Genomic DNA, 24,610 nt, shown 5'->3' with positions numbered 1-24,610 from the left:
CTTTCGCAAGAGATCTATTAAAAAAACCAGTCTATTTGACTGGTTTTTTATCAAAAGATGATAGAGATTAATCTGCTTTTTGCGGATCATATAAGCGATCACGTATAAACAGTGCAGGAATCAGACCGCAAATAAAATAGGCACCTGCCATTACCAGTAGACCTGTTCCAATTGAGCCTCCATGAGCAAAATAACCAATAGTGAGTGGTGCAAATACTGCTCCGATACGGCCTATATTGAATGCATCACCTACAGCCGTACCACGAATCGAAGTAAGGAAGCTTTCAGTCATATACGTGGCATTAATGGCAAATGGCATACCATACAAGAAGCCGAACATGAGCATCAGGTACAAAATATTGGTCGGTGTATTGAAATAAATTACAATCGGAAGAAACAGGGCTGTGCCCATAGTTCCAAAAGCGAACAAGGCACGTCGTCCGAAACGATCTGCCAGAATGCCTGCGACGATCTTGGCAAAAATCATGATCATAAACGTGCCAACCATATAGCCAGTCATGGCCTTAAAGCTAATGCCCAGATCCGATTCGAGATAGGCAGGTAACCAGTTACTTAAACCGGCATAGCTAAATTGCAGGGCACCTGCACTTAAAATCCACAGCAAAAATATCCAGCGGTGATTTTTATCTTTAAGAATGACTTTATAAGGATTCTTTTTTCACCTTAACTTTGCTAGCTGCTTCCTGACGTTTTAATTCACGTGAACGTAGCCATGAATCCGGCTCAGGAACAAGGAAATAAAGCAGAAAAGCCAAAACGATCGGGCAAATGGTAATCCAGTACAGCATACGCCAGCCATATTCAGGAATAATCCAACCCGCCAGTAAAGTTGCACATAATGAACCTAAGGTAAAACCGGTCATAAGTGCCGCCAGAACAGTCGTCCGGTATTTTGTCGAAACATATTCTGACATTAAGGTATTACAGGCAATATACAGGGAACCTAGCCCAATGGCTGCAATACTGCGGATAATTAAAAACTGATGATAAGATTCTACAAAGCCCAAAGTGCAGGATAAGCTGGAAGCAAGAATCATCTAAAATACAATAACTTTCTCCCGGCCAAAACGGTCACAGGCCCAACCGCCAATCACTCCACCGACCAGACTCCAGCTCCCTAAGGCACCTGCCTGAACTGTGGTTAAATTAAATTCAGCTTTGATACTGGTGAGGCTATAGGCCAAGAAAGCCAGATCAACACCGTCTGCAAGTAAAATAAGAAAACATAGAATAAACGCGGTCATCCATATTTTTTAGGCTGAACTGTGACTCGTTCAGCTTCTAGCACTGAAGTTTCATACGTCATCATCGACATCCTTTTCTTGTTACGTTGTTGTTTTATAAGAATGAATCCACATTATTTTGTTGCTTTTACTGATCTATTATTTCGCTATAAGAAATGTCATATTATTAATTGATAAAATATATACAAATAATTAGCCATAAAATTCGTGATTTTATTTGTAAAAATTTGAAATTAGCCAAATATTGCATTGATTTAAGAGGAAAGATAACGTTATTATTTTTTAATCAAAATAAAGTTTCACGATACAAAATAAATTTTAAAATCAAGGATAGGAGTGCTGTAATGACTAGTCAGCCATGGATGGAAGAATATAAAAAATGGAACGTCAATCCGGAATTTACCCGGCCTGAGCCTGATAAAACTTTGAGCACGACAATTGCTGAGAATCTACTTAAGTTCAAGGATAAGACTGCTTTCTTTTATCTGGATCGAAAGTTCAGCTATCAGGAGATTGATGTATATAGCCAGAAACTGGCTACTTACCTACAGAATCTAGGCATAGCAGCCGGTAGCCGAATCGCGGTGATGTTGCCGAATATTATTCAATATCCGATTGCGACTTTCGCGATTATTCGTGCGGGTTATATTCTGGTTAATGTAAACTCGATGTACACCCAGCGTGAGTTGTATCATCAAGTTCAGGATTCAGGAGCAGAAGCCTTGATTATTCTGGGCTCAACCTTAAAACAGTTAAATAATCTGGATGAATGTCCTGCACTGAAACATGTAATTTCTACCCATCCGCTCGATTTCATTCAGGATCAGCCTGTTTCAACTTATAGTCAGGCAGCGCAATATTCAGGAAAACAGTTTTCTGACTTTAAACAGGTCATCGATCAGGTACGGGTCATTGATTTTGAAGCGCCTGTACAGCAGCAGGAAGATACCGTTATTCTGCAATATACCGGTGGAACTACAGGTGTTTCCAAAGGTGCTGAGCTCAGTCATCGCAATATCTTATTTAATATTGCCCAGAACAGTACGGTGTTTATCAGCCATTTTGGCGATCGTTATGCCACAGAAGATGAATATGTGTTTTGTGCCTTGCCGCTGTATCACATTTATGGTTTTACCATATGCCTGTTCAGTTATGGACTAAGTCGAGGTTTTGCCAATGTGCTGATTCCAAATCCAAGAGATCTGGACGCTTTAGTGGATCAATATCATAAACATCCTCCGACGGTGTTTCCGGGCGTGAATACCATGTTTAATGCATTGGCTCATCATCCACGTTTCCGCGAGCTGGATCACTCACGCCTAAAAACCACGACAGGCGGTGGTGCATCTGTTTTAAAAAACACGGCAGAATTATGGTATGAAGTCACAGGCTGTCATATCTATGAAGGCTACGGTCTTTCTGAGACCTCACCAACGGCAACATTTAACCCGCCTTTAAGCAAGCGCTTTAGCAGTAGTATTGGCTTGCCATTGGCAGGCACAGAAATTCAGATTCTGGATGATGAAGGAAAACCTGTAGCACTTCATCAGGCTGGAGAAATTGCTATTCGCGGCCCTCAGGTGATGAAAGGTTACTGGAAGCAACCGGAAGCAACAGCACAGGTATTTACCAAAGATGGTTTCTTCCTGACAGGTGATATCGGCTGTATGGATGAGAAGGGTTATATCACCATTCTGGACCGTAAAAAGGACATGATCCTGGTCTCCGGCTTTAATGTCTATCCAAATGAGTTGGAAGGTATTTTATCTAAACATCCTAAAGTACTGGAATGTGCCGTCATTGGGGTGGATGATGAAAAATCTGGACAAGTTCCGAAAGCCTTTATTGTAAAACAGGATACCAGTCTGACCGAGAATGAAGTCATGACCTATCTGAGACTACAATTGACCAGTTATAAGCTGCCAAAATATATCGAGTTTGTGTCTGGATTGCCAAAATCTGCAGTCGGTAAAATTCTACGTCGTGAGTTGCCTAAAACCGTGCAGCCGGATGCTAAAGCCTGTTAAGGAATGCCATAGTCAAAATAAAAAAGGAATCTTTCGATCACTGCTGTCCCATAGTTTGCTTTAAATAAAAAAACCTGAGTCCTAACAGTTAAAATATGAGTGCAAACAAACTGCATCAACAGCAGCAGTAGCGAATTAGAAGTTCGGCATAAAACTAATAAAAACCCTGATGTGACATCACATCAGGGTTTTTAACCAGTAAATAAATAACTGGCCTACAATGACTTATATCTGGATGAAATCTTATTTTAATAACTTTAACAGCGCCTCAGCCGTTGCGGCAGAAGATGCCGGATTCTGTCCGGTAATTAACAGGCCATCTTCCTGTACATGCACCTGCCAGTCCTCAGCCTTGGAATACTGTCCGCCTTTTTCTTTTAGTGTATCTTCAACTAAAAATGGCACAATATCAGTCAGGCCAACACCATCTTCTTCGGTATTACTAAAGCCAGTCACTGATTTACCTTCGACAATAGGTCGGCCTTCTGCATTTTTAACATCGCGAAGTACACCCGGTGCATGACAGACAAGTGCCACAGGTTTATTAGCCTGTAGAGTCTGTTCAATTAAGGAAATAGAATGCTGGTCCTTGGCCAGGTCCCATAACGGTCCATGACCGCCCGGATAAAAGACCGCATCAAAATCCTGATTTAGCACTTCACTTAATTTATGCGTATTGGCAAGTGCCCGCATGGCTACTTCATCTGCTTCAAAACGTTTGGTTGTTTCGGTTTGTGCATCAGGTTCATTACTTTTTGGATCAAGTGGTGGCTGGTCACCAGCAGGAGAGGCTAACGTTACGTCTGCGCCTGCATCAATAAAAGTGTAGTAAGGCGCGGCGAGTTCTTCGAGCCAGAATCCGGTTTTTTTACCCGTTTCGCCAAGTTGATCATGGGAGGTTAATACAATCAGAATTTTCATATTTTTCCTTGAAATTATCTTGAATGACTTGATGAAATAACGAAACAAAGGAACGAATCTGACTTCCTAACTCAATCAGATTTTTTCGATTGTTTAAAAATAAAAAGAATAAAATCTGGATAGTTGAAATGATGCCAAATCAATAGCATCACTTTCCTTGAACTTTGGATAGCTCAGTTTTTCTTTTTCTTGCCACCGCCGTCCTGCTTATTCACAGTCGACCAGGCAATACGTTCTGCTTCGTCTTCAGAACGACCACGATCTTTTTCACTGTCTTCAATATGCTTAGCCTGCCGTTTTTGCTTTTCGGTATAAGCCGATTTATCACCTCTAGACATTTTACTATCCTCATCAGGTAGGGTCTGAAATTACTATAACAAGGGATGATTTTGGCGCGGGTAATCATCTGTCAGGATTTGTTTGAATTGTTTTATAGCTTTAAGATGAATTTTATTGATATTCATCAAATTCTGTCCTTTAAAAGGTGTCTGAATCTAAAACATATCAAATAATTAATAAAAAAGTAGATAACGATCTAAAAGACCGCTATCTACTTTCAAACTTTGATTAGCCGTTAATAATACTGCCGCCATTTACATGAATGACCTGACCTGAAATATAGCTGGCTTCTTCACTGGCCAGAAATAAATAGGCAGGAGCGACCTCACTCGGTTGTCCCATACGTCCCATTGGTGTCTGTTTACCAAAATCTTCCAGTTGTTCTTCATCAAAGCTACTTGGAATGAGTGGTGTCCAGATTGGGCCTGGTGCAACACCATTCACACGAATTTCGGTTTTATTTTTCGCCAGATTGGTAGATAAGCTACGGGTAAAAGAAGTAATCGCGCCTTTGGTACTCGAATAGTCTATCAACGTGTCATGCCCATGATAGCTGGTGATGCTGGTCGTATTAATAATACTGTCACCTGCCTGCATATGCGGAAGCACCGCCTGAGTTAGATGAAACATGGACAGGATATTGACATTAAAGGTCTTGAATAACTGGTCTGGAGAAATATCAGTAATACTGTCCTGCGGATACTGTACACCTGCATTATTTACCAGAATATTAATGGTTTTAAATTCCTGAAGGGTCTGCTCAACCATTTTTTTGATTTCATCAGGATGCTGTAAATCGCATTGAATCAACAGGCAACGGCGTCCTTCTGCTTCAACCATTTTTTTGGTATCAAGCGCATCTCGGTCTTCATCCAGATAGCAAATGGCAATATCGGCACCTTCACGGGCAAACAATACTGATACAGAGCGACCGATCCCGCTGTCACCACCTGTAATGAGTGCTACTTTGCCTTTTAATTTATCGCTACCTTTATAATTTTCTTTAATGACTTCCGGGGTAGGATCCATTTTAGTCTGGTCACCCGGTTGATGAGCCTGGGTTTCAGTTGAAGCTGGAGTTTCAGGATAGTTATTCATATTTTTTCCTTGATTGCTCTTGATGAAAAAATATATTAGGAGCTTTTAGTTGGGATTAAATTAGACTCAACATTTCATAACAGAACCTGTGCAAGATTTAGCATTTATACATTTAGCTTAAATTGACACTTTAAAACTGTATGTTCGAGTTATTTAAAGTCGACTTCTAGAATGAAATATCGGGTTTCTTTTTAAGAAATTGCTCGGCCCTCATTACAGAACCTGCCTTGTTACTGGCCGATGAACCAACTGGGAACCTGGATACCCAGACCGCGTCTGAAGTTTTTGAACTGTTTCGTAAGGTAAATAAGGAACAGGGCTGTGCCATTTTGCTGGTGACTCATGATCCGCGCTTGTCTGTTAGTTGTGACCGCACTATCAAGTAAGTTGACGGTCTGATTCAAAGTGATACCAAAACATCTCCAGCAGATATTCCTGAAAATACTTAACTTTTAAATATTTAAGAAGTTTTATTCTTCAATTATAGATAAATGAAGATTTTTCTTATCACTTAAGCCTTGCAATAAAGCTGATATAAGGTTTGCATCAGGGTGAGTAATTTGGGGTCGGAAAGCTGATAAAAAATCTGTTTACCTTCACGACGCGTGCTGACCATTTCGGCTTTTCGGAGTACGGTAAGTTGTTGCGAGAGAGTAGGTTGGTGAATATCAGTTTGTAGCTCAATCTGTTGTACATTCATTTCACTATCGACCAGTACACATAGAATTTTCAGACGGTCAGAATTCGACAACACTTTTAAGCGCTCGCTCACCACATGAGCCTGAGAAAAATCAATACGTGTCTGAGATTCATCTGCTGTCATATAAAAACCTGTATTTGTATTAGTCACGCAATATTCAAAAACTGTCTTGATTAATATTTTTAATTATATAATATAAAAATATATATTGTAAGTGGGATATGCTCATGCATGACTTTTTGGCAGCGTTTCTCGGTGGATTACTGCTTGGTCTTTCAGTGGTCGGCTATCTGTATGTCAATGGCCATATTGCGGGCGTGAGTGGTTTGGTTGGGCAAGTACTTAATCGAAAGACGATTTTCAAAACTCCTGCGGTCTGGTTTTTAGCAGGACTATTTATAGTTCCATTTATCTACGGCGTTTTGTTTCAGCCAGAAATTGAGCTGAATGCCAGCCCATGGATGATGGTCATTGCCGGTTTGCTGGTCGGTTTTGGTACACGTTTAGGCTCAGGTTGTACCAGTGGGCATGGCATCTGTGGGATTAGCCGTCTGTCAAATCGCTCCTTTGTTGCGACCGGGTCTTTTATGCTGGCGGGATTTATCACGGTTTATGTTGTTCGTCATCTGGTTGGAGCTATCTAAATGAAAAATCTATTCGCTTTTCTATTTGGTGGCCTGTTTTCAGTCGGCTTAATGCTCTCAGGCATGTCTAATCCTGAAAAAGTTCTGGATTTTCTGGATCTGTTTGGGGATTGGGATGCCAGCCTTGCCTTTGTCATGATGGGGGCTATTCTGGTGGCTTTTATTCCTTTCCAGAAAGCTAAACATAATCCAAATCCAACCACTTTATTTAATGAATCCATTGATTTACCAAAGCATCAAAAGATTGACCCTAAACTGCTGTCGGGTAGTTTATTATTTGGTATCGGCTGGGGAATTGCAGGCATTTGTCCGGCACCCAGTTTTACCCTGATTGGTTTGGGACATTATCAAGCCTTGTATTTTATCGCAGCTATGATGCTTGGGGTCTGGATTCACCGTAAATGGGCAGGAGTATAAATATGACACAGCAGTCACACGTCAAAGCATTTTTTGATAAAAATACCAATACTTTTAGTTATGTAGTGAGTGATCCTCAAACTGCCCAATGTGCCATTATTGATAGCGTGCTGGATTACGATGCTGCGTCTGCCACCACATCGACCGAGCATGCCGATCAGATGATTGCCTATGTAAAATCACAAGGTTTGACCGTGGAATGGATTCTGGAAACCCATGTTCATGCTGATCATCTGACAGCCGCCCCATATCTGAAACAGCAATTAGGCGGCAAGATTGCAATCAGTAAGAAAATTTCGCTGGTGCAGGAAACTTTTGCCGAGATTTATCATGTGGACATGAAACAGATCAATGCGCATCAGCCTTTTGACTATCTGTTTGAAGATGGTGAGCATTTCAAGATTGGCGAACTGGAAGTTTATAATATTCCTACGCCAGGCCATACACCTGCCTGTTTAAGCTATGTGATTGGTGATGCCGTCTTTGTAGGGGATACACTGTTTATGCCTGACTATGGCACGGCTCGTTGTGATTTTCCAAATGGCAGTGCCTCTGTTTTATATGATTCTGTTCACAAGCTATTTCAACTCCCGGAAAGTACCCGGGCATTTCTATGTCATGACTATTTGCCAGAGTCACGTCATGAATATCAATGTGAAACGACGATTCAGCAGCAAAAACAGCAAAACGTTCATATCCGTGAAGGGATTAGCAAATCTGAATTTGTACAGATGCGAGAGCAGCGTGATGCGGGTCTAAGTATGCCTAGACTGATTTTGCCTGCGATCCAGATCAATATGAATGGAGGACAGTTTCCAATGCCAGAAAACAATGGTGTGTCTTATTTGAAGCTGCCGCTAAATTATTTTAAGAAGTGATCAATTTATCAGGAACAGAATATTAATCTTTAAATTAAGCGCTTATAAAGTTTGCGAATTTTAATATTCCACCCTATGCTATTTGGGTTAACTCATTTTTATATTTTCAGGGTGCATCGTGCTCAGACAGTTCTTTAAACAGATCTGGTTTGTGATGCTTATGGTCTTCGCCGTAGGCTGGAGCGGCATGTCTGTTGCTTCAGTAAAAACGATGCATCTGGAAACGTCAGCCAAGCAGATGAGTTCCCATTGTCAGGAAATGGCAAAAATAGAGAAGTTACATAGCCAGCATCAAGCTATGCATGGTTCTGCTCATGATATGAGTCAGGACATGGATTGCCACTCCGACTTAAACGAGCACAAAGATGACTGTCCGGATTGTATTTATAGCTCTTGCCATAACCTGAGTAGCTGGATCGATGTGGAAATTTCGAAGTTAACTCTCCCTGAGATTCATGCCTTAGAAACCACTTTTATCTCTAGTTATCAAGCCAAGCACCTTGCCGGGTATTGGCAGGAAATACTGCGCCCACCTAAGGCTTAATCCTCGTTATTTATATTTTAATAAATCAAGGATTAAGTTATGTCGATTAAAATTAGTCAAAGCCTGTTATTGGGCTTAAGTTTAGTGATTTCGTCTTCATTATTTGCTGCTGTAAAAGAATATCAGCTGGTTATTGAAGAAGGTCCAGTCAATCTCACCGGTAAAACGGTACAACGTATTACAGTGAATGGAAAATTTCCTGCACCTTTACTGGAATTTGAGGAAGGTGATGAGGCGATTATTCGCGTTAAAAACAAACTAAAAAATAAAGAAAGTTCTCTTCATTGGCATGGTTTATTGCTACCCGGCCTGATGGATGGTGTCCCGGGTTTTAACGGGTTTCAGGGCATTGCACCTAATCAGGAATTTGTCTATCGCTTTAAAATTCGTCAGAGTGGAACCTACTGGTATCATGCCCATTCCAAGGGTCAGGAACAGGACGGCCTTTATGGCGCCTTTGTGATCTATCCCAAAAACCAGGCGGAAGTTCCTGCACATGAGCAGACCGAACGTGATTATGTGGTCATGCTTTCAGAATTTCATGAGCAGTCCGGCCAGCAGATCATGAATAATTTAAAAAAATCTGCCGAGTATTATCAAAATCAGCGTGAAACTCTGGGCGATGTTTTTCAGCAAATCAAACGGGAAGGGCTTAAAGCCACCTGGAATGATCGCAAAATGTGGAATCAGATGCGCATGCTGAAAACCGATCTGTCTGATGTAACCGGCTATACCTTTTTGGTGAATGGAAAAACGCCTGAACAGAACTGGATGGCACAGTTTAAACCGAATGAAAAAGTGCGACTGCGTTTTATCAATGCCTCTGCCATGTCATTTTTCGATGTGCGTATTCCACAGTTAAAAATGACAGTGGTCAGTGCAGACGGGCAGCCTGTCAAACCTGTAGTTGTCGATGAATTCCGCATTGGTGCCGCAGAAACCTATGATGTGATTGTGGAGCCCGCTGCGGAACACTATCAGATTGAAGCTGAATCGATTGACCGTTCTGGTTTTGCGATTGGCAGCTTACAGAATGAGTTAAAGCCAGTTCATCATGCCATACACAAACCTATATCCCGTCCTCGTGCCTTATTGACCATGGAAGATATGGGACATGGCAACATGCAGGGTGAAGAACACGAGCAGATGAATCATCAGAATCATGCTAGTCATGACATAAATGTCAAAAAAGATACTGAACATACGATGATGGGGTATAAGCAGCATGTATCAGCCAAAGTGATCGAGCAAGGGGAAGATAATCATGCCGAGCATTCAGATACTTCATCCGCTTTGGATGATGTGAATCACACAAATATGACCGGGCATAGGCAACATGAAAAAGATGCCAAAACTTCTACGCAGCAACCAGTTTACGGCTGGGCTAATGCCTCTACACCGGTAGGGCATAAAGCTTTGCAATATAGCGATCTCAAATCTTTAACTCCGCAAAAAGATACTCGCGAAGCAGAAAGTGAATTGGTGATTCGTTTAGGCGGCACCATGGAACGGTATATCTGGACCATGAATGGCAAGAAATTTAATGAAGCAGAGCCGCTTAAAGTGAAGTTTGGGGAACGGATCAGGCTGAAATTTATCAATGACAGTATGATGGCACATCCAATGCATTTACATGGCATGTTCATGCAGCTCGAAAATGGCCAGTCTGCAATAGATATGTCGAATAAACATACAGTGATTGTCCCACCTGGAAAAACCGTTACGACTTTGCTGACTGCAGATGAACTAGGTGAATGGGCGATTCATTGTCATCTGCTGTATCACATGACTGCCGGCATGATGAATAAACTGATTGTAGCAAATGTTCAGGAAAATGGCGTTTCGACTCAGGATACTGTGCGAGAAGATCATTCCAATCATCACATGCCAAAACCAGCAGAAAAACAAGGAGATGCTCATGCGCACCATTAATCTTTGTTTGAAACCTGTTTTGGCTAGTGTATTGGCGTTGGGAAATATGGCTGTTTTTGCTGAAGAAAGTTCTCAACAGCATGCTGATCATTCGATGCATCATCAACAATCACTCCAATCGTCAGAGCATCATTTAACTTCAGTAGCACTGGAAGTTGCTGAAAATTTAATTCCAGATTCAGCTTCAACCTATTCCAATGAGCATGATCATCGCAAGGAACATGGAGGGCAAATTTATACGTGGGTCAAACTGGACAATACATGGATCAAAAATTCAGAAGGTGAGGGAGGTTTACAGTCTGAGAATGAGCTTCGGATTGGCACGGATGAAAATAAACTGTTCATTAAACTCAAAGCTGACAAACAAGAATCCAGAACAACAGAATATGCAGTCCAAGCTCTGTATAGCCGGAATATTTCAGATTTCTGGGATGCTCAGGCGGGTCTTCGCTATCGTCAGGAAAGTTTGGGGCAGCCTAATGCTGGGCAAGATAGTGAACATGTAGATGCAGTGTTTGGATTCCATGGACTGGCGCCGTATTTCTTTGAAACCAATACACATCTGTATCTTGGTGAAGATGATTTTATCGGGCTTGAATTGGAAACAGAACGTGATCTGCTACTCACACAAAAACTGATTTTGCAGCCTTATTTTGAAGTTGACCTCATTCTGAAGGATAAAGCAGCCAATGCCAAAAAGACTGGAATAAGTCATGCGGCATTCGGTCTGGAAACTCGTTATGAAATCAATAAAAAGATCATGCCTTATCTTGATATTGCTTATGAATATTCCAAGGGTAATGAGCAAACCTCATGGCAGGACGCATCTGATTCTGAACAGGGCTGGCGTTATGGAATCGGTTTAAGAATGATGTTCTAAACAGATATGTATATAAGCTAATATTTATGAGGCGGAAAAATCATTTTTTCGCCTCATATACTCAGTTATATCTTATTCTTAAGGCCTTTATAAACTTTTAAATTTTTCTTTGTTTTAAATTATTCATCTTCAGAATAAATATAAATACGATTGGACTTATAAAAACCCAAAGTGCCATAAAGCTAATACTACTACTGAATTGAGTTCGTAAAAGGGACAATACCAATAGTAAAAGACTGCCTGAGATCAATTTAACGATGACCGGATAACTCACAAGAAAAGAATATCGAGATTGTCTGGTTTTTAAAATCTGTTTTTCACTCACTGCATAAAAACCAAAACAGGCCATCCAGATCAGTCCTACTATTGCCATCCATATCATGAAGAAGACTCCTGCTGTGCAGTTTTAAGCTTGGCCTGAATTTTATGAACAGCTTTTTGCTGGATAGGTGTAATTTTCTGATGTAGGAAGTAAGCGAGAAGTGCCAAGATCCAGAGCATCAGATCGATACGCAAAAACAGCCAATAGTTTGCAAAAGAATCCAGATAATGCTGAGACCATAAATAATATAGGTCGATGAATGGAAGCATAAAAGCGGCACAGATGAGAATTTTAAGCTGCGTTTTCCATAAATGCTGTTGTGGCGTTAAACAGGCCAAGATAAAACTACTCAGCCAAATACCAAAGAAGATATAGATTTCATAATTTGTTGTGCCTACAGGAATGTGAACTAAACGGTTTGCATAAAGATAAGCCAGCATGGCAATAGGTAAACCAATTATCATGGTGATATTCAGACGATTCACCAGATAATATCCAAAGTGAAAACGATCCGATTTTTTCTGCATCTGCCGTTTCAGGCTCCAGAGCAATAATCCGGAAGCGATCATGGCACAGCCTAATATGCCTGAGAAAAATAGGGCTAAACGTAAAACAGGTTCAGCAAAACGTGCCATGTGCAAACCATATACTCCGGCATTCAGGGTAGCAATTGCACTGTCATTACGAGTGTTTTCAAGAAATTTGCCCGTCGTCGCATTTAATACGAGTTGTGCCTGATTGCGGGTAATAGAATGATCTTTCAATTCAGTTAAGGTAATCTTTGCCAGCTGGGTATTCGGCTGCTTCACGGTAATATTGTCAAATTCTGATTTTCCCCAGTGCTGCTGCGCCGTAGTGATAAAATGTTCAATCGGTAACATCTCCGTTTTAATGGGCACAGCAGAGGGAGCAAGCACATTTTTGGTTCGGATTTCTTCAAAATATTGAAATGGATTTTCTGGATATAGCTGCTTCATGCCAGAAGGCAAAACAATATAAAAGAAAATAGCCAGTCCAGTAAAAGTCATAGTTAAAAAGAACGGTAGCGCAATGACGGAACTGACATTATGAAAATCCAGATAGGAACGTTGTCCTTTAAAAGCTCTCAGAGTAAAGAAGTCGGTCAGAATTTTTTTATGGGTAATGATTCCTGAAATTAGAGTCAGTAACATGATAAAGGCAGCAATCGTCACAATCAGCCGACCAATGGTGTAGGGCATACCATAGAGCTGAAAATGAAAATTATAGAAAAAATCTCCGCCCTGTGTAGCCGAAAGCGTTAATTCCTTACCTGTCATAGCATCCAAGGTTTTAAGTTGATAAGCACCCTCTGCAGTTTGCCAATAAATTTTATTAACCGGTAAATCCTGATTCGCTACCCCGATATACCAGTTCTGTGCATCAGGTGCATGTTGCTGTAAATAGCTATAAGCAGTTTTTAAAGCAATTTCCTGGTTAACCTGCATCGTGGCAAAGTGTGGCTGCATCCACATTGTAATTTCATGGCGATAATAAGTGACCGCACCTGTTAAAAAGATCGCGAAGAGGAGCCAGCCAAAACTTAAACCTAGCCATGAATGTAGCCATGCCATAGATTGACGGACAGATTTATGCATGGTTTAACCTATGAAGCGGGAAATGACAAATAAAACAATGAGAGGAATCAGGCTATAGACTGAAAGTGTTTTAAGACTTTGGATACAGAAGATTCCAATCACAAAACAGACATAAAAAATGAGGGCAATAAAGGCAGCCAGATAAACCGATTCAGCTTTAGGTAAACTCGCCTGTAAAAAATAGGCCAGATCGAGAGCAATCAGATAACTACATAAATAACCAATACCAAAGCTCATGCCTAATCGATACAGGATAGCAAGTGGCTGAAGGGTAGGAATCATGGAAAAGCCTTTATATGAATCTGTATAAATAAATATTGAGGTAACTTAATGCACGAAGCTTAAAGTAGTGACCAGGTACTGTTTCTTATACACTTGCTGATTTAATTTTCCTGTCTTGTCTACTTCTTGACTCACCTCTAGTACATATTGACCCTTCCATGGCGTAGCAATATTAATTTGGCCATGCTTGTTGGTCGTATAGTTTTTAAGCCAGTGCTGTGGGGAATAGACAGTCACTTTGACATCCGCAGCGGGTTTACCCTGATACAGTACCGTAAATGTATTGCTGTTGATCTGGGTTGGGACAATATCCAGTTCGGACTCTGCTTTCAAGTTTTGTCTACCGGATTTGGCATGATAGCTCAGCAATGATTCTCCATAGATCAGTTCATGATGGAGCTCTACATCTGCTTGATCTTTTGTAGAGTAGACCAGATGATCCTGGTGTAGTTGGGGACTAAATTGTTTTTTAGTCTGAATCGCTTTTGCTTGGCTGAATGACTTTAAGGCACCTTCTTGAGTCTCTTTGAGCTGTTCACTATATTCACCAAAGAATGCATGTGTTTTTGCATCTGAAGCACGTTCTAGCCAAAGCATATGGGCCTGAGTAGAAAGGGTCATTGACAGTCCAATTGTCAAAGTAATGATTTTTTTCATGAATTCTGCCTGATTATTGTTTGCATATAAGAAAATGAGCTCCGAATATTCTTTCAAAGCTCAAGCGAAAAATTAATATTTGAATTTTACGGCCACACTGTAATTTGCCGGTGCACCATAGAAGCCTTGCTGATTCGGGAAATTAAATAAGTATTTTTCATTGGTCAGATTATTCCCGTTGGCCTGCAAAGTAATGTGATCATTGAGTTCATAACTGGCCATCAGATTCACAAGCGCATAGGCATCCTGTTCAATGACTCCAGCTTTCTGGGTAATCACTCCATTGGTGGTTGCTTCAGGCACATCCAGATAGGTTTGATCCTGCCACTGCACACCAAGGCCCAGTTTCAGTTTTGGAAGTTGTGGCACCTGATAGGTAGTTAAAAGATTAAAAGACTGGGTTGGATTGAAGGTACGCGCATCACCGCCATTGATCAGATCTTTCAGGCTAAACTGGGTATAACCAAAGCTTAAGTTAAAATGGTCGGTCAGTTGTCCCGCCAGGCCAAACTCGTAGCCTTGGGAACGCAGGTCACTGACCTGAGTTGTGCGTAAAGTCGGGATACCATCAGAATCACGAAGCGGATAATTACTTTGCTCCGTTCTGAACACAGCCATGCTGGCGGTAAGCTTGTCATCTAGCCAAGAACCTTTGACTCCGACTTCATAGCTTTCACCTTCGATCGGTTTATTAATGCTGCCATCATCTGCTTTGGTGGTTTGCGGACGGAAAATTGAGGTATAACTCAGATAGCCTGTATATTCAGGGCTAAAATTATAGGTCAGACCGGCATAGGGTAAAACTTTATCTTCATCATAAACAGTATCTTTTCCATAACTACTGCCACTGCTTTCAGCCTGAACGTAGTTCACACCTAAAAGCAGTTTCAGATCATCATTCAGATGCAGTCGGGTCGCAGCATAAAGGCTCTGGTTCTTCTGCCGGATATGCATTTCACCACTGGTTTTCGACATATCCCAGCTTGGTTCTTCGGGTGTAAAGCTGGCTAAATCTGTGGTCAGCGGATTGACAAAGCTGCCAGCATAACCCAATTCATCCAGACGATTTTTGGCCCAGACATAGCCCAATGAGGCTTCATGGCGTTGTCCCCAAAGCGGATAGGTGCCGCTAAAACTCAGGCTGGCTTGTTGTTCTTTATTGTCATCAATATACATGCCTGGATATAAGAAAATACCTGAAGTACCGTCAGCACCAGGTTTACCGGACAGGAATAAAAGTTTTGAATCCCGGTCAGTCCGTTTTTCCTCATAACTCAGTTTAGCTTTCCAATCAGCACCAAGTTGTTGTTCGATCTCGGCAAAATAGTTTTTAATATTACTGTCCCAGTAGGCCCAGTCCGGACTGTAATTATAATTTCTTGAATAGCTTAACTGTTCACCTTCAGTATTGATTAAAGGATTGGAACCCCAATTGACACCATTTGGATTATGATTCGTTTCGGTATAACCAGCAGTTACTAAGGTCGAATCAGTCAGGTCAGCCTCAACAACTGCACCAATGCCATTTTTTTCGAGTTCATAGTGATCCAGATAACTATCACCTGTCTGCTGATAGCCAAATACTCGGCCTCTGATTTTTCCATCCTGTGTCAGGGGAGAGGAAACATCTGCTTCATAACGTTGGGTATTCCATGAACCATAACTGGTATTAAACGCGGCTTGAAGCTCCTGAGTAGGGCGTTTTCGAATCATATTAATGGTAGCGCCCGGATCGCCAATACCATTATTTAAGGCATTTGCACCTTTAACGATCTCAATACGGTCAAATAAAAAGCTGTCTGGATTGTCATTATTGTAGTTATAGCCTTCAAGCGGAATCCCAACGCCGTCTACCAATACGTTTGAGATTTCAAAACCACGTGATAGATAGGAAGTTCGTTCGGTCTCCTGGTTACTTACAGTGATCCCCGGTGAGTTACGGAGTACATCACGGGTATTATCCAGTGCAAAGTCATCTAATTGTTGACGCGTCACTACATTCACTGTTTGTGGCGTTTCCTTAAGAGGAATATTTAGTTTAGAAGCTGTTGCAGAATTTTGAATAATATAGCTTTTAGTCTGTTCAGAGCTTTCTGTTGTTTGTGCTGCATCAGTGACTATCGTGATGGTAGGAAGCTGCTGACTATTTTCTGCAAAACTTTGCTGGGTCATCAAAATAGCAAAACTGAGCAAAGATAGCTTGAAAGTTGGATGATTGGTATAAAACATTTTAATGAATGTAAATGATAATAATTATCGCTAATGTTATTGATTAGATATTTTTAAATCAATCTAAATACGATAGGAAATTTAAATTAAAAAATACTCATTGATAGAGGAATACTTTGCAGTTAAAGCAGATTAAAAGAAGGGATTAAGATTTTGCTTAAAATAAAAACGATTCATTTCAGTAAAATAATATTTAAATTATTGATTTCATATTAATTTTAAATTTATAAAGTATTTGCTAAATGTTTTTCATGTATAGAATGCGATTAATGCTCAAATATAAAAAGAAAAATGAAATAAAGAAAAGCCATCACATTGATGGCTTTTTATAAATGGAATTGATCAATAAGTTTTATAAGGCAAGAACTTGCCAGACAATACGACATTGACGCGGTCGCCATTCGGATTTTCTTCGCGTTGAATATCCATACTAAAATCAATCGCGCTCATAATACCGTCACCGAATTCTTCATGAATCAGTTCTTTAATGGTAGAACCATATACATTCACCACTTCATACCAACGATAAATTAAAGGATCGGTCGGTACGCTGGTTGGCAGGGAACCTTTATATGGCACGATCTGTAGCCATGCAACGGCTTCATCACTTAAGCCAAAAATCTGACCAATCTTTTCTGCCTGCTCTTTATTAAACGCCATCTGACCTAAACATGCAGCGGTTACCCATTCTTTAGAAAGACCAATCTCTTTGGCAACATCTGACCACTTAATTGACTTTAAAACTTTCGCTGAAATGATCATGTCAGTTACTTGTTGACGATGGGTAATCATAATCCTCTCCAAATTATTCTCAAATGAATGTATGCAGAATGGATAATGCAGATATCATGCCAATAGCACTGTAGAGTTCATGCTAAATAAAAAATGAATATTTAAGCGATTGTTATTATTTATGGCACAGCTTTTGCTTCTGTTTCGATATACATGGCAACGACGCCATTCACCATTACCTGTTCTAATATTCAAGGCAACGGCGCCTAAGGTCTTCAGTGATCTTAGGCGTCTTTTTTTCGAAAAACAGGTCCGTATATTGAAAAAGAGGGCGACAACATGGCATATCTTGCTCCTGCGGAGTTTGCAAAAAAAGTAGTAGATGCGGGTGAATCCAAGCTTCATATGGCAACCCGTGATGTTCTGATTCGTGCCTTTATGGCAGGTGCGATTTTGGCCTTGGCAGCCGTATTTGCAATTACGATTGCAGTGCAAACTGGTGTGCCACTGATTGGCGCATTACTGTTTCCTGTTGGCTTCTGCATGTTGTATTTATTGGGCTATGACTTGCTGACTGGGGTATTTGTATTGACACCGCTGGCATGGCTGGATAAACGTCCTGGCGTTACCTGGGCACGCATTTTAAAAAACTGGGGGCTGGTATTTTTAGGTAACTTTACTGGGTGTTTAGTCGTTGCAGTCCTGATGGCTGTGGTTTATACCATGGGCTTTGCAACTGATCCAAATCCCGTTGGTGAAAAAATTTCTCATATCGGTGAAGACCGGACCTTGGGTTATGCGGCTTATGGTTTCTCAGGTTGGATGACTATTTTTATTCGCGGCATGCTGTGTAACTGGATGGTGTCTTTAGGTGTGATTGGCGCAATGATGTCAACTACGGTGAGTGGCAAGTTCATCGCAATGTGGATGCCAGTGATGCTGTTCTTTGCCATGGGCTTTGAACATTCAGTGGTAAACATGTTCCTGTTCCCATTTGCCATGATGATGGGTGGTGACTTCTCGATTGCAGATTATTTCCTGTGGAATGAATTACCGGTTGCTTTAGGTAATCTGGTTGGTGGTTTAGCCTTAACAGGTCTGGCACTTTACACCACACATGTACGTACTGGCGCGAAAAAAGAATTCTAATAATGAATCATTTTTAAAGGGATCAATATGATCCCTTTTTGAGTTTTCAATATGAAAAAAACATTAAAAGTCGCTATTGGACAATATTCTACGGCTGGTAATAAAGATCAGAATCAGGATTTTTATGGCATCTTTTTACCAGAAGGTCATGTACTGAAGCAAAAAGGTATAGCTTGTGCGATTGCCGACGGGATCGGTAGTAGCAATGTCAGTCACATTGCCGCAGAAACAGCCGTTAGCAGTTTTCTCTCTGATTATTATTCGACTTCGGATGCCTGGAGTACTCAGACTTCAGCAGCACGGGTGATTCGTGCCACTAATTCATGGTTATATGCACAAACTCAACAAAGTCAGGGACGTTTCGATAAAGATCGGGGCTATGTCTGTACCTTATCCGCACTTATTTTAAAGCAGCATCAGGCGCATATTTTTCACGTCGGTGATAGTCGTATTTATCGAATCCGAGATGGTGAAATTGAATTATTAACCCATGATCATCGCGTCTGTCTGTCTTCGACAGAACATTATCTCAGTCGTGCCTTAGGCGTGGATTATCGTATTGAAATTGATTATCAAAGCATTGAACTAAAAGAAAAAGATGTCTTTCTACTCATGACTGATGGGGTTTATGAGTTTGTTACAGACCAACAATTATTAGATTTCACCTTAGCAGCAGATCACTTAAATCAGCTTGCCAAATTCCTGGTTGAACAGGCTTTAAAACAGGGCAGTGATGATAATTTAAGTCTTCAAGTGCTCCGTATTGAGCAGTTGCCTGAACCAGATCAGTCTTATATGCACCAGGATTATGTCTTTCCACCCCAGCTCAGCAAAGGTGAAGCATTTGAAGGCTATGCCATTGACAAAATCCTGCACCAAAATCACCGCAGCTGCCTGTATTTGGCACACGATCATGATCGGCAACCGCTAGTGATTAAAACTCTGGCAGTAGATTTACAACAAGATGAACAGGCTGTTGAACAGTTTCAACTTGAAGACTGGGTTTCAAAGCGTCTTAAGCACGAAAATCTGCTGCAATGTTATACGCATCAATCAGAGAAAAAATATTTATTCCAGAGTTATGAATATTTGCAGGGAGAAACCTTAGATCGCTGGCTGCATCAACAGAAAAAGCCTTTGCAGATGGAAGATATTCTCCCTATTTTGCAGCAAACAGCATTGGCCTTAAATGCAATGCACCGACTGGAAATGTTGCATCAAGATGTACGTCCTGAAAATATCATGGTCTTAAACGTTGATAATACACTTAAAGTCAAACTGATTGATTATGGTTCAACTGCTGTACGAGGTTTAGTCGAAATTAATCCTAAACATGTGAATCGGCCACTTGGTACCTTGGCATTTATGGCACCTGAATATTTCATTGAACATTCACCATCCGTGCAGTCTGATCAATTTTCTTTGGCGGCAATGGCTTATTATTTACTGACTAAACAGCTTCCTTATGGTACAGATTTGGCTCGTTGTAATACGCTGAAGCAGCTGAAGAAAGTTCAATATCATTCCATTCAAAAATATCGGCCAGATTTACCACTTTGGTTAGACCAGATTCTAAAAAAGGCTCTGAGTATCGAGCCAATGTATCGTTATGAGGCATTGACTGAATTGATCCATGATCTGGAACACCCATCCAAGGAATTATTAAAATCCAAAGCCCCTACCATTATTGAACGTGATCCTTTACGTTTCTGGCAAATCAGTTGTGCTGTATTAGGACTTTTACTTTTATTAAGTATTGCATGGCCATTTATTTAAAGGTTGGAGTGAATATAAGTAAAAAATTAGACCGTGTTCTATGCTTTGGACAGCTTGTGTCACTAGTATATTTATGGCAATCAATCCACAACCAGAAACTACAAGAACTATATCATTACAACTTCAACCACCTTTTAAAATGGGAGAGATAAAAACAAAAAGCAAGGAAATACCATGGCGGCTCAATTTCTCCTATCAGCCTTAAGTACCGTAATCATATTGGCATTTACCGGCTGTACAGTTTCATCCAAAACACCTGCAACAGATAGTTATGGCTCCCAGCCGTCTTTACCTGAACCAAAATCAAGACTGTTTCCGGTCGTCAACATTGCCCCTGCAAAAGGTTGGCCTGAAGGTGTCATGCCGACGCCAGCACCAGGTTTAAAAGTGCAAGCATTCGCACAAGGCCTTCAACACCCGCGCTGGTTATATGTATTGCCGAATGGAGATGTACTCGTAGCTGAAACTGATGCTCCACCTAAGCCTGAAGACAGTAAAGGGATTAAAGGTAAAATCATGAAAATGGTGATGAGAAGAGCAGGATCATCCTATCCAAGCGCCAACCGTATTAGCCTGCTGCGTGACAGTAATCAAGACGACATTGCTGACCAGAAAACGGTATTTCTGCAAAATTTAAACTCGCCGTTTGGAATGACCTTAGTGGGTAATATGCTTTATGTCGCAAATACAGATGCTTTAGTGCGATTCTCTTATCAGCCAGGTATGACCCAGATCAAAGAAAAAGGAACTAATGTATTAGACTTGCCTGCAGGCCCTTTAAATCATCACTGGACGAAAAATGTTATTGCCAATCCTGCAGGCACGAAGCTCTACATTACGGTAGGCTCCAATAGTAATGTGGCTGAAAATGGCATAGCTCAGGAAGAAGGACGCGCCCTGATCATGGAATTGGAACTTTCTACAGGTCAAGCCCGGCCGTTTGCTACAGGCCTGCGTAATCCCAATGGCATGGACTGGCAGCCTCAGAGTGGAGCCTTATGGACTGTAGTGAATGAGCGCGATGAGCTGGGTAATGATCTGGTTCCTGATTATATGACTTCGGTTAAAGATGGTGCTTTTTATGGCTGGCCTTATAGTTATTATGGCCAGCATGTAGATACACGAGTAAAACCACAAAAGCCTGAATTGGTCGCACAGGCAATTAAGCCAGATTATGCATTGGGGAATCATACTGCCTCTTTGGGACTAACATTTTATAAAGCCAATTTAATGCCTCAATATCGTGATGGAGCACTTATTGGCCAGCATGGTTCTTGGAACAGGAAACCTCATAGCGGTTATAAAGTTATTTTTGTGCCATTTCAAAATGGTCAGCCTTCTGGGCAGCCTCAAGATATTCTGACCGGATTTTTAAGCAAAAATGGAGATGCATTTGGCCGACCTGTGGGTGTGACTACAGATGTCCAAGGCGCAATATTAGTTGCTGATGATGTAAGGAACGTCATTTGGCGAGTATCACCGAATCAATAAATAATTAGATACTAATAAAATAAAAGCCTTATAGTCTCTCCCAAAACTATAAGGCTTAGCGGCTGTAGTCTCTACTTTTATCACTTACCATCCCAGTAAGTTCGCTGTCTTTCGACTTTATTATCGTTGTAATGCGATTATTATCAGCTTTCCTTGCTGACTCTTTATGTGAAACATAATGTCAAAAATTGAGGAATCAGGATATAGAGTATTTGCTCCAATCTATGTAAGTCAAAACTTACAAAAAATAATATATTTATACAAAAGTTAACATTATGTGAATATTCTTATATCTTACAAAGGTTTTTGAAGATAAAAATCAGTCAATAGTAGTGTATAAATAACTACTTTCCAGTTATAAACGGCATTAAAATTAAAAGATATGATTTAAAAATCATCTTTTGCTTCAGGTTTGGCAGCTAGGGTTCCAGGTTATAGAAGATATTTATGAACACTTTAACTAAGGTAATTGATGGACCTGATTTCTCTGCCATATATGTGGTCGGGGATTTGCATGGTTGTTACAGCTTGCTCATGCAAGAACTGGAGAAAGTTCATTTTAATTTTGAGAAAGATCTACTGATTTGTACCGGAGATCTGGTCGATCGTGGTAATGAAAATCTAGAATGTGTTTCATTGGTTAGTCAACCCTGGTTTTATTGCGTTCGCGGTAATCATGAGGAAATGTGTATTAAGGGTCGTGACGATGCATGGATTCAAGATATACATATATCTACCAAAAAACAGGATGAACTCAGTGAAATTTTTTCGGCACTTCCTTTGGCCATTGAACTAAACCTAAAACATAAAAAGATTGGCATTTTGCACGCAGATATTGCGCTAAATGACTGGAATATATTTAAAAAGAAAATTGCAAAAGGTGAAAGTAGAATTCCAGGCTTAACTTCAGCATATACCAATGCACTTTGGGGTAGAGGGAGAATTCGCAATCATTCTTATCGCTATGAAACCGTTAAAAATATCGATGAGATCTATCTGGGTCATACGATTGTAAAAGAACATATCCAAATTGATAATTGCCACTATATCGATGTCGGTTCTTCTTATACGCAGAAGTTGTGTATTGTTAAAATAAAAGATGCAAACTAGGTACTATTGCTAAGAACCAGCTGTAAAAATATATCAATAACTTCTGCCTTTAAAATTAACTTGATAGCTTATTTTTACAAAAGTCGATCTACATTAATGTTTGAATGAGAAACTGTATTTTGTCCTATTTAATTTTAAGTAAGTATTCATACAAATAATTCGGCTATAGTGAATTTATCTCATCTTTGTTTTACGGCATCTGCGGTATGCAGCGTGACCGATACGCCACCGACATTGCTGGTCTGTATGAATCAATCATCTCGATCACATGTGCATTTTATTGAGAACAAAATTTTGTCAGTGAACGTCTTAGGTCCACAGCACGAACAGATTTCCAATGCATTCGCATCCAGCAAATTCAGTTCTGAACGAAGATTTCAATTAGGTTCTTGGACACCGCTAAAAACAGGTTCACCTGTATTAGACGATGCATTAGTGAGTTTTGACTGTGAAATCGAGAATATCTAACAAGTAGGGACACACAGTATCTTGATGTGCCGAGTGGTTGCTATTCAACGGAGCGAACAGGATCAGAGCCTGGTGTATTTTAATCGTACTTACCATTCGGTTGGACAATTAGAATTTGCTTGAATATAAATGAAAAAAATGACAATAAGATAATGTGGATTTTCTCACTTTTAAGATTTGTATCGAATTTAACAAATCAAAAGCAATCGGTATTCACCCTCATTTTCAACTGGAGCCCGATGTACACATGGTAGAGCCTGTTGGGTGGGATGATCTACTGCCAATCGCCAAAGATGGCCTTGACCTAAATTGACAGGTTTGGCATCAGGCTTAGGTTGATAATGCAGATCAAAGAAATATTCTTCCAGAAAATCTTCAAATCCGGCTTCTGGGCCATCATATAATTCTTTCAGCTTTGCCCTGATTTCTGGAATCAGAATCTTTTGTTCCACCTGATCATTGGGCAAGATATCGCTTGCAGCGCCATGATAGGTACATAAGAAAGTATCTATTTCAATCGGTGAGCGGTCAACATGGAATGAATAGACATCTGTAGTAATGAAATCAAGCTCATCATCCCGTTCATAGCATTTAAGCAGATTGAGTGAAGGGGAAGCGCCGTAGTCAGTTAGTCGCTGTATATCTTCTAAGACAATCTTTCTTGCCAGATGACCGCTTTCTGACAGCTGGAGTGTCATAAGATCATCAATTGAAACTTCAGTTATATTTTCCTCTAAATGAAGCTTATTCACGATCTCGGCAAAATCGCCCGCTAAATTTCTAGACCAGCAAATCGCATTCATCTCATCCTTAAAATGCGAATTAACAAGTTCAGAAAAGTTTGAAACTACACGAATTTTTTTATTGCCTGAAAATTGATTATGCATGCTTAAATGAAATGACTTATGAACTATACCTAATATTACCCTTAGATTCCTCACAATGGCATAAAGCAAAAGATATCAGCTGCTTTTATCGACATTTTTATTTTGACTATTTTTAAGGTGTTGCCTCATAACTTTATGACCCATAAAAAAAGAGATTTTAAAACCTAAAATCTCTTTCCTTTGTAAGCGTCCGCTGAACACACATTATGAATTCATCCTATAAGCCTTAATTTAGTCCCCACTTAA

21 protein-coding genes and 3 pseudogenes are annotated in these 24,610 nt (G+C 40.3%); 13 read left to right on the top strand and 11 right to left on the bottom strand.

Annotated elements, in window-relative coordinates; genetic code table 11:
- Nucleotides 1–67: 67 nt before the first annotated feature.
- Nucleotides 68–1,265 (bottom strand): annotated as a pseudogene (locus B3Q46_RS02550) (MFS transporter).
- 344 nt (nt 1,266–1,609) lie between these two features.
- Here B3Q46_RS02550 and B3Q46_RS02545 point away from each other — a divergent pair.
- Nucleotides 1,610–3,292 (top strand): AMP-binding protein, encoded by a 1,683-nt coding sequence (locus tag B3Q46_RS02545; protein WP_286713228.1) that lies wholly within the window; start codon nt 1,610–1,612, stop codon nt 3,290–3,292.
- 243 nt (nt 3,293–3,535) lie between these two features.
- Here B3Q46_RS02545 and B3Q46_RS02540 read toward each other — a convergent pair whose 3' ends face one another.
- The 3 genes from B3Q46_RS02540 to B3Q46_RS02530 all read right to left on the bottom strand — a co-directional run bounded on the left by B3Q46_RS02540 (nt 3,536) and on the right by B3Q46_RS02530 (nt 5,650).
- Entirely contained in the window at nt 3,536–4,213 is a 678-nt protein-coding gene (locus B3Q46_RS02540; protein WP_286713226.1) for a type 1 glutamine amidotransferase domain-containing protein, read from the bottom strand.
- Between the two features lie 173 nt (nt 4,214–4,386).
- Nucleotides 4,387–4,551, bottom strand: coding sequence for a hypothetical protein (locus tag B3Q46_RS02535; RefSeq protein WP_005235678.1), 165 nt, complete (start codon nt 4,549–4,551; stop codon nt 4,387–4,389).
- Between the two features lie 229 nt (nt 4,552–4,780).
- On the bottom strand, nt 4,781–5,650 hold the full coding sequence (locus B3Q46_RS02530; RefSeq protein WP_286713223.1) for an SDR family oxidoreductase: 870 nt from the start codon (nt 5,648–5,650) through the stop codon (nt 4,781–4,783).
- 170 nt (nt 5,651–5,820) lie between these two features.
- Between B3Q46_RS02530 and B3Q46_RS02525 the strand changes: the two are divergent.
- Nucleotides 5,821–6,036, top strand: a pseudogene (locus tag B3Q46_RS02525) (ABC transporter ATP-binding protein); the annotation flags it as partial.
- Nucleotides 6,037–6,161: 125 nt separating this feature from the next.
- On the opposite strand, the gene B3Q46_RS02520 reads toward B3Q46_RS02525, so the two are convergent.
- Complete coding sequence (locus B3Q46_RS02520) at nt 6,162–6,473, bottom strand: ArsR/SmtB family transcription factor (protein WP_005235664.1); 312 nt, start codon at nt 6,471–6,473, stop codon at nt 6,162–6,164.
- 104 nt (nt 6,474–6,577) lie between these two features.
- On the opposite strand from B3Q46_RS02520, the gene B3Q46_RS02515 reads away from it, so the two are divergent.
- The 6 genes from B3Q46_RS02515 (at nt 6,578) to B3Q46_RS02490 (ending at nt 11,645) form a co-directional block, all read left to right on the top strand.
- Nucleotides 6,578–6,994, top strand: coding sequence for a YeeE/YedE family protein (locus tag B3Q46_RS02515; protein ID WP_004785742.1), 417 nt, complete (start codon nt 6,578–6,580; stop codon nt 6,992–6,994).
- A complete protein-coding gene (locus B3Q46_RS02510; protein WP_286713220.1) occupies nt 6,995–7,411 on the top strand; it encodes a DUF6691 family protein in 417 nt (138 codons plus the stop codon).
- A 2-nt stretch (nt 7,412–7,413) separates the two neighbouring features.
- A complete protein-coding gene (locus B3Q46_RS02505; RefSeq protein ID WP_286713218.1) occupies nt 7,414–8,289 on the top strand; it encodes an MBL fold metallo-hydrolase in 876 nt (291 codons plus the stop codon).
- A gap of 118 nt (nt 8,290–8,407) precedes the next feature.
- Nucleotides 8,408–8,833, top strand: coding sequence for a hypothetical protein (locus B3Q46_RS02500; protein ID WP_286713216.1), 426 nt, complete (start codon nt 8,408–8,410; stop codon nt 8,831–8,833).
- A 39-nt stretch (nt 8,834–8,872) separates the two neighbouring features.
- Nucleotides 8,873–10,765 carry a copper resistance system multicopper oxidase gene (locus B3Q46_RS02495; RefSeq protein WP_286713214.1) on the top strand — a complete coding sequence of 631 codons (1,893 nt, stop codon included), beginning with the start codon at nt 8,873–8,875 and terminating at the stop codon, nt 10,763–10,765.
- Nucleotides 10,752–11,645 carry a copper resistance protein B gene (locus tag B3Q46_RS02490; RefSeq protein ID WP_286713212.1) on the top strand — a complete coding sequence of 298 codons (894 nt, stop codon included), beginning with the start codon at nt 10,752–10,754 and terminating at the stop codon, nt 11,643–11,645. Before B3Q46_RS02495 ends, B3Q46_RS02490 begins: the two co-directional genes overlap by 14 nt.
- A 378-nt stretch (nt 11,646–12,023) precedes the next feature.
- On the opposite strand, the gene B3Q46_RS02485 is transcribed toward B3Q46_RS02490, so the two are convergent.
- From B3Q46_RS02485 to cynS, 5 genes are all read right to left on the bottom strand, one after another.
- Nucleotides 12,024–13,583, bottom strand: a complete 1,560-nt coding sequence (locus B3Q46_RS02485) for a PepSY-associated TM helix domain-containing protein (protein ID WP_286713210.1) — start codon at nt 13,581–13,583, stop codon at nt 12,024–12,026.
- Between the two features lie 3 nt (nt 13,584–13,586).
- The gene (locus B3Q46_RS02480; protein WP_004785757.1) at nt 13,587–13,865 is read right to left on the bottom strand and encodes a hypothetical protein; all 279 of its coding nucleotides are present in this window, start codon (nt 13,863–13,865) and stop codon (nt 13,587–13,589) included.
- Between the two features lie 45 nt (nt 13,866–13,910).
- Nucleotides 13,911–14,522, bottom strand: coding sequence for a DUF4198 domain-containing protein (locus tag B3Q46_RS02475; RefSeq protein WP_104426132.1), 612 nt, complete (start codon nt 14,520–14,522; stop codon nt 13,911–13,913).
- A gap of 72 nt (nt 14,523–14,594) precedes the next feature.
- Complete coding sequence (locus B3Q46_RS02470) at nt 14,595–16,751, bottom strand: TonB-dependent siderophore receptor (RefSeq protein ID WP_286713207.1); 2,157 nt, start codon at nt 16,749–16,751, stop codon at nt 14,595–14,597.
- A 342-nt stretch (nt 16,752–17,093) separates the two neighbouring features.
- Nucleotides 17,094–17,543, bottom strand: coding sequence for a cyanase (gene cynS / locus B3Q46_RS02465; protein WP_004785763.1), 450 nt, complete (start codon nt 17,541–17,543; stop codon nt 17,094–17,096).
- Between the two features lie 279 nt (nt 17,544–17,822).
- Here cynS and B3Q46_RS02460 point away from each other — a divergent pair, with 279 nt between their 5' ends.
- The 5 genes and pseudogenes from B3Q46_RS02460 to B3Q46_RS02440 form a co-directional block, all read left to right on the top strand.
- Nucleotides 17,823–18,632: a formate/nitrite transporter family protein gene (locus tag B3Q46_RS02460; RefSeq protein WP_004785766.1), complete on the top strand. Its 810-nt coding sequence runs from the start codon at nt 17,823–17,825 to the stop codon at nt 18,630–18,632.
- Between the two features lie 51 nt (nt 18,633–18,683).
- Nucleotides 18,684–20,408: a bifunctional protein-serine/threonine kinase/phosphatase gene (locus tag B3Q46_RS02455; protein WP_286713204.1), complete on the top strand. Its 1,725-nt coding sequence runs from the start codon at nt 18,684–18,686 to the stop codon at nt 20,406–20,408.
- A 174-nt stretch (nt 20,409–20,582) separates the two neighbouring features.
- A complete protein-coding gene (locus tag B3Q46_RS02450; RefSeq protein ID WP_286713202.1) occupies nt 20,583–21,899 on the top strand; it encodes a PQQ-dependent sugar dehydrogenase in 1,317 nt (438 codons plus the stop codon).
- Nucleotides 21,900–22,346: 447 nt separating this feature from the next.
- On the top strand, nt 22,347–23,009 hold the full coding sequence (locus tag B3Q46_RS02445) for a metallophosphoesterase (protein WP_286713200.1): 663 nt from the start codon (nt 22,347–22,349) through the stop codon (nt 23,007–23,009).
- A gap of 189 nt (nt 23,010–23,198) precedes the next feature.
- Nucleotides 23,199–23,600: pseudogene (locus B3Q46_RS02440) on the top strand (flavin reductase); the annotation flags it as partial.
- Between the two features lie 65 nt (nt 23,601–23,665).
- On the opposite strand, the gene B3Q46_RS02435 reads toward B3Q46_RS02440, so the two are convergent.
- A complete protein-coding gene (locus B3Q46_RS02435; RefSeq protein ID WP_175967605.1) occupies nt 23,666–24,364 on the bottom strand; it encodes a DUF1826 domain-containing protein in 699 nt (232 codons plus the stop codon).
- Nucleotides 24,365–24,610: the final 246 nt, after the last annotated feature.

The sequence above is a fragment of the Acinetobacter sp. UBA2581 genome (assembly GCF_002339435.1).
GTDB classification, from domain to species: Bacteria; Pseudomonadota; Gammaproteobacteria; order Pseudomonadales; family Moraxellaceae; genus Acinetobacter; species Acinetobacter variabilis.
Note: the sequence above shows the minus strand (reverse complement) of the source record. Positions and strands in the feature narration are given on the sequence as shown.

What these genes read in the sequence shown, in the direction of transcription:
- B3Q46_RS02540 (WP_286713226.1), bottom strand. Translation starts at nt 4,213, where the DNA reads ATGAAAATTCTGATTGTATTAACCTCCCATGATCAACTTGGCGAAACG.
- B3Q46_RS02510 (WP_286713220.1), top strand. Translation starts at nt 6,995, where the DNA reads ATGAAAAATCTATTCGCTTTTCTATTTGGTGGCCTGTTTTCAGTCGGC.
- B3Q46_RS02470 (WP_286713207.1), bottom strand. Translation starts at nt 16,751, where the DNA reads ATGTTTTATACCAATCATCCAACTTTCAAGCTATCTTTGCTCAGTTTT.
- B3Q46_RS02545 (WP_286713228.1), top strand. Translation starts at nt 1,610, where the DNA reads ATGACTAGTCAGCCATGGATGGAAGAATATAAAAAATGGAACGTCAAT.
- B3Q46_RS02475 (WP_104426132.1), bottom strand. Translation starts at nt 14,522, where the DNA reads ATGAAAAAAATCATTACTTTGACAATTGGACTGTCAATGACCCTTTCT.
- B3Q46_RS02445 (WP_286713200.1), top strand. Translation starts at nt 22,347, where the DNA reads ATGAACACTTTAACTAAGGTAATTGATGGACCTGATTTCTCTGCCATA.
- B3Q46_RS02460 (WP_004785766.1), top strand. Translation starts at nt 17,823, where the DNA reads ATGGCATATCTTGCTCCTGCGGAGTTTGCAAAAAAAGTAGTAGATGCG.
- B3Q46_RS02480 (WP_004785757.1), bottom strand. Translation starts at nt 13,865, where the DNA reads ATGATTCCTACCCTTCAGCCACTTGCTATCCTGTATCGATTAGGCATG.
- B3Q46_RS02450 (WP_286713202.1), top strand. Translation starts at nt 20,583, where the DNA reads ATGGCGGCTCAATTTCTCCTATCAGCCTTAAGTACCGTAATCATATTG.
- B3Q46_RS02435 (WP_175967605.1), bottom strand. Translation starts at nt 24,364, where the DNA reads ATGCATAATCAATTTTCAGGCAATAAAAAAATTCGTGTAGTTTCAAAC.
- B3Q46_RS02520 (WP_005235664.1), bottom strand. Translation starts at nt 6,473, where the DNA reads ATGACAGCAGATGAATCTCAGACACGTATTGATTTTTCTCAGGCTCAT.
- B3Q46_RS02485 (WP_286713210.1), bottom strand. Translation starts at nt 13,583, where the DNA reads ATGCATAAATCTGTCCGTCAATCTATGGCATGGCTACATTCATGGCTA.
- B3Q46_RS02515 (WP_004785742.1), top strand. Translation starts at nt 6,578, where the DNA reads ATGCATGACTTTTTGGCAGCGTTTCTCGGTGGATTACTGCTTGGTCTT.
- B3Q46_RS02490 (WP_286713212.1), top strand. Translation starts at nt 10,752, where the DNA reads ATGCGCACCATTAATCTTTGTTTGAAACCTGTTTTGGCTAGTGTATTG.
- B3Q46_RS02530 (WP_286713223.1), bottom strand. Translation starts at nt 5,650, where the DNA reads ATGAATAACTATCCTGAAACTCCAGCTTCAACTGAAACCCAGGCTCAT.
- B3Q46_RS02535 (WP_005235678.1), bottom strand. Translation starts at nt 4,551, where the DNA reads ATGTCTAGAGGTGATAAATCGGCTTATACCGAAAAGCAAAAACGGCAG.
- B3Q46_RS02495 (WP_286713214.1), top strand. Translation starts at nt 8,873, where the DNA reads ATGTCGATTAAAATTAGTCAAAGCCTGTTATTGGGCTTAAGTTTAGTG.
- B3Q46_RS02505 (WP_286713218.1), top strand. Translation starts at nt 7,414, where the DNA reads ATGACACAGCAGTCACACGTCAAAGCATTTTTTGATAAAAATACCAAT.
- cynS (WP_004785763.1), bottom strand. Translation starts at nt 17,543, where the DNA reads ATGATTACCCATCGTCAACAAGTAACTGACATGATCATTTCAGCGAAA.
- B3Q46_RS02455 (WP_286713204.1), top strand. Translation starts at nt 18,684, where the DNA reads ATGAAAAAAACATTAAAAGTCGCTATTGGACAATATTCTACGGCTGGT.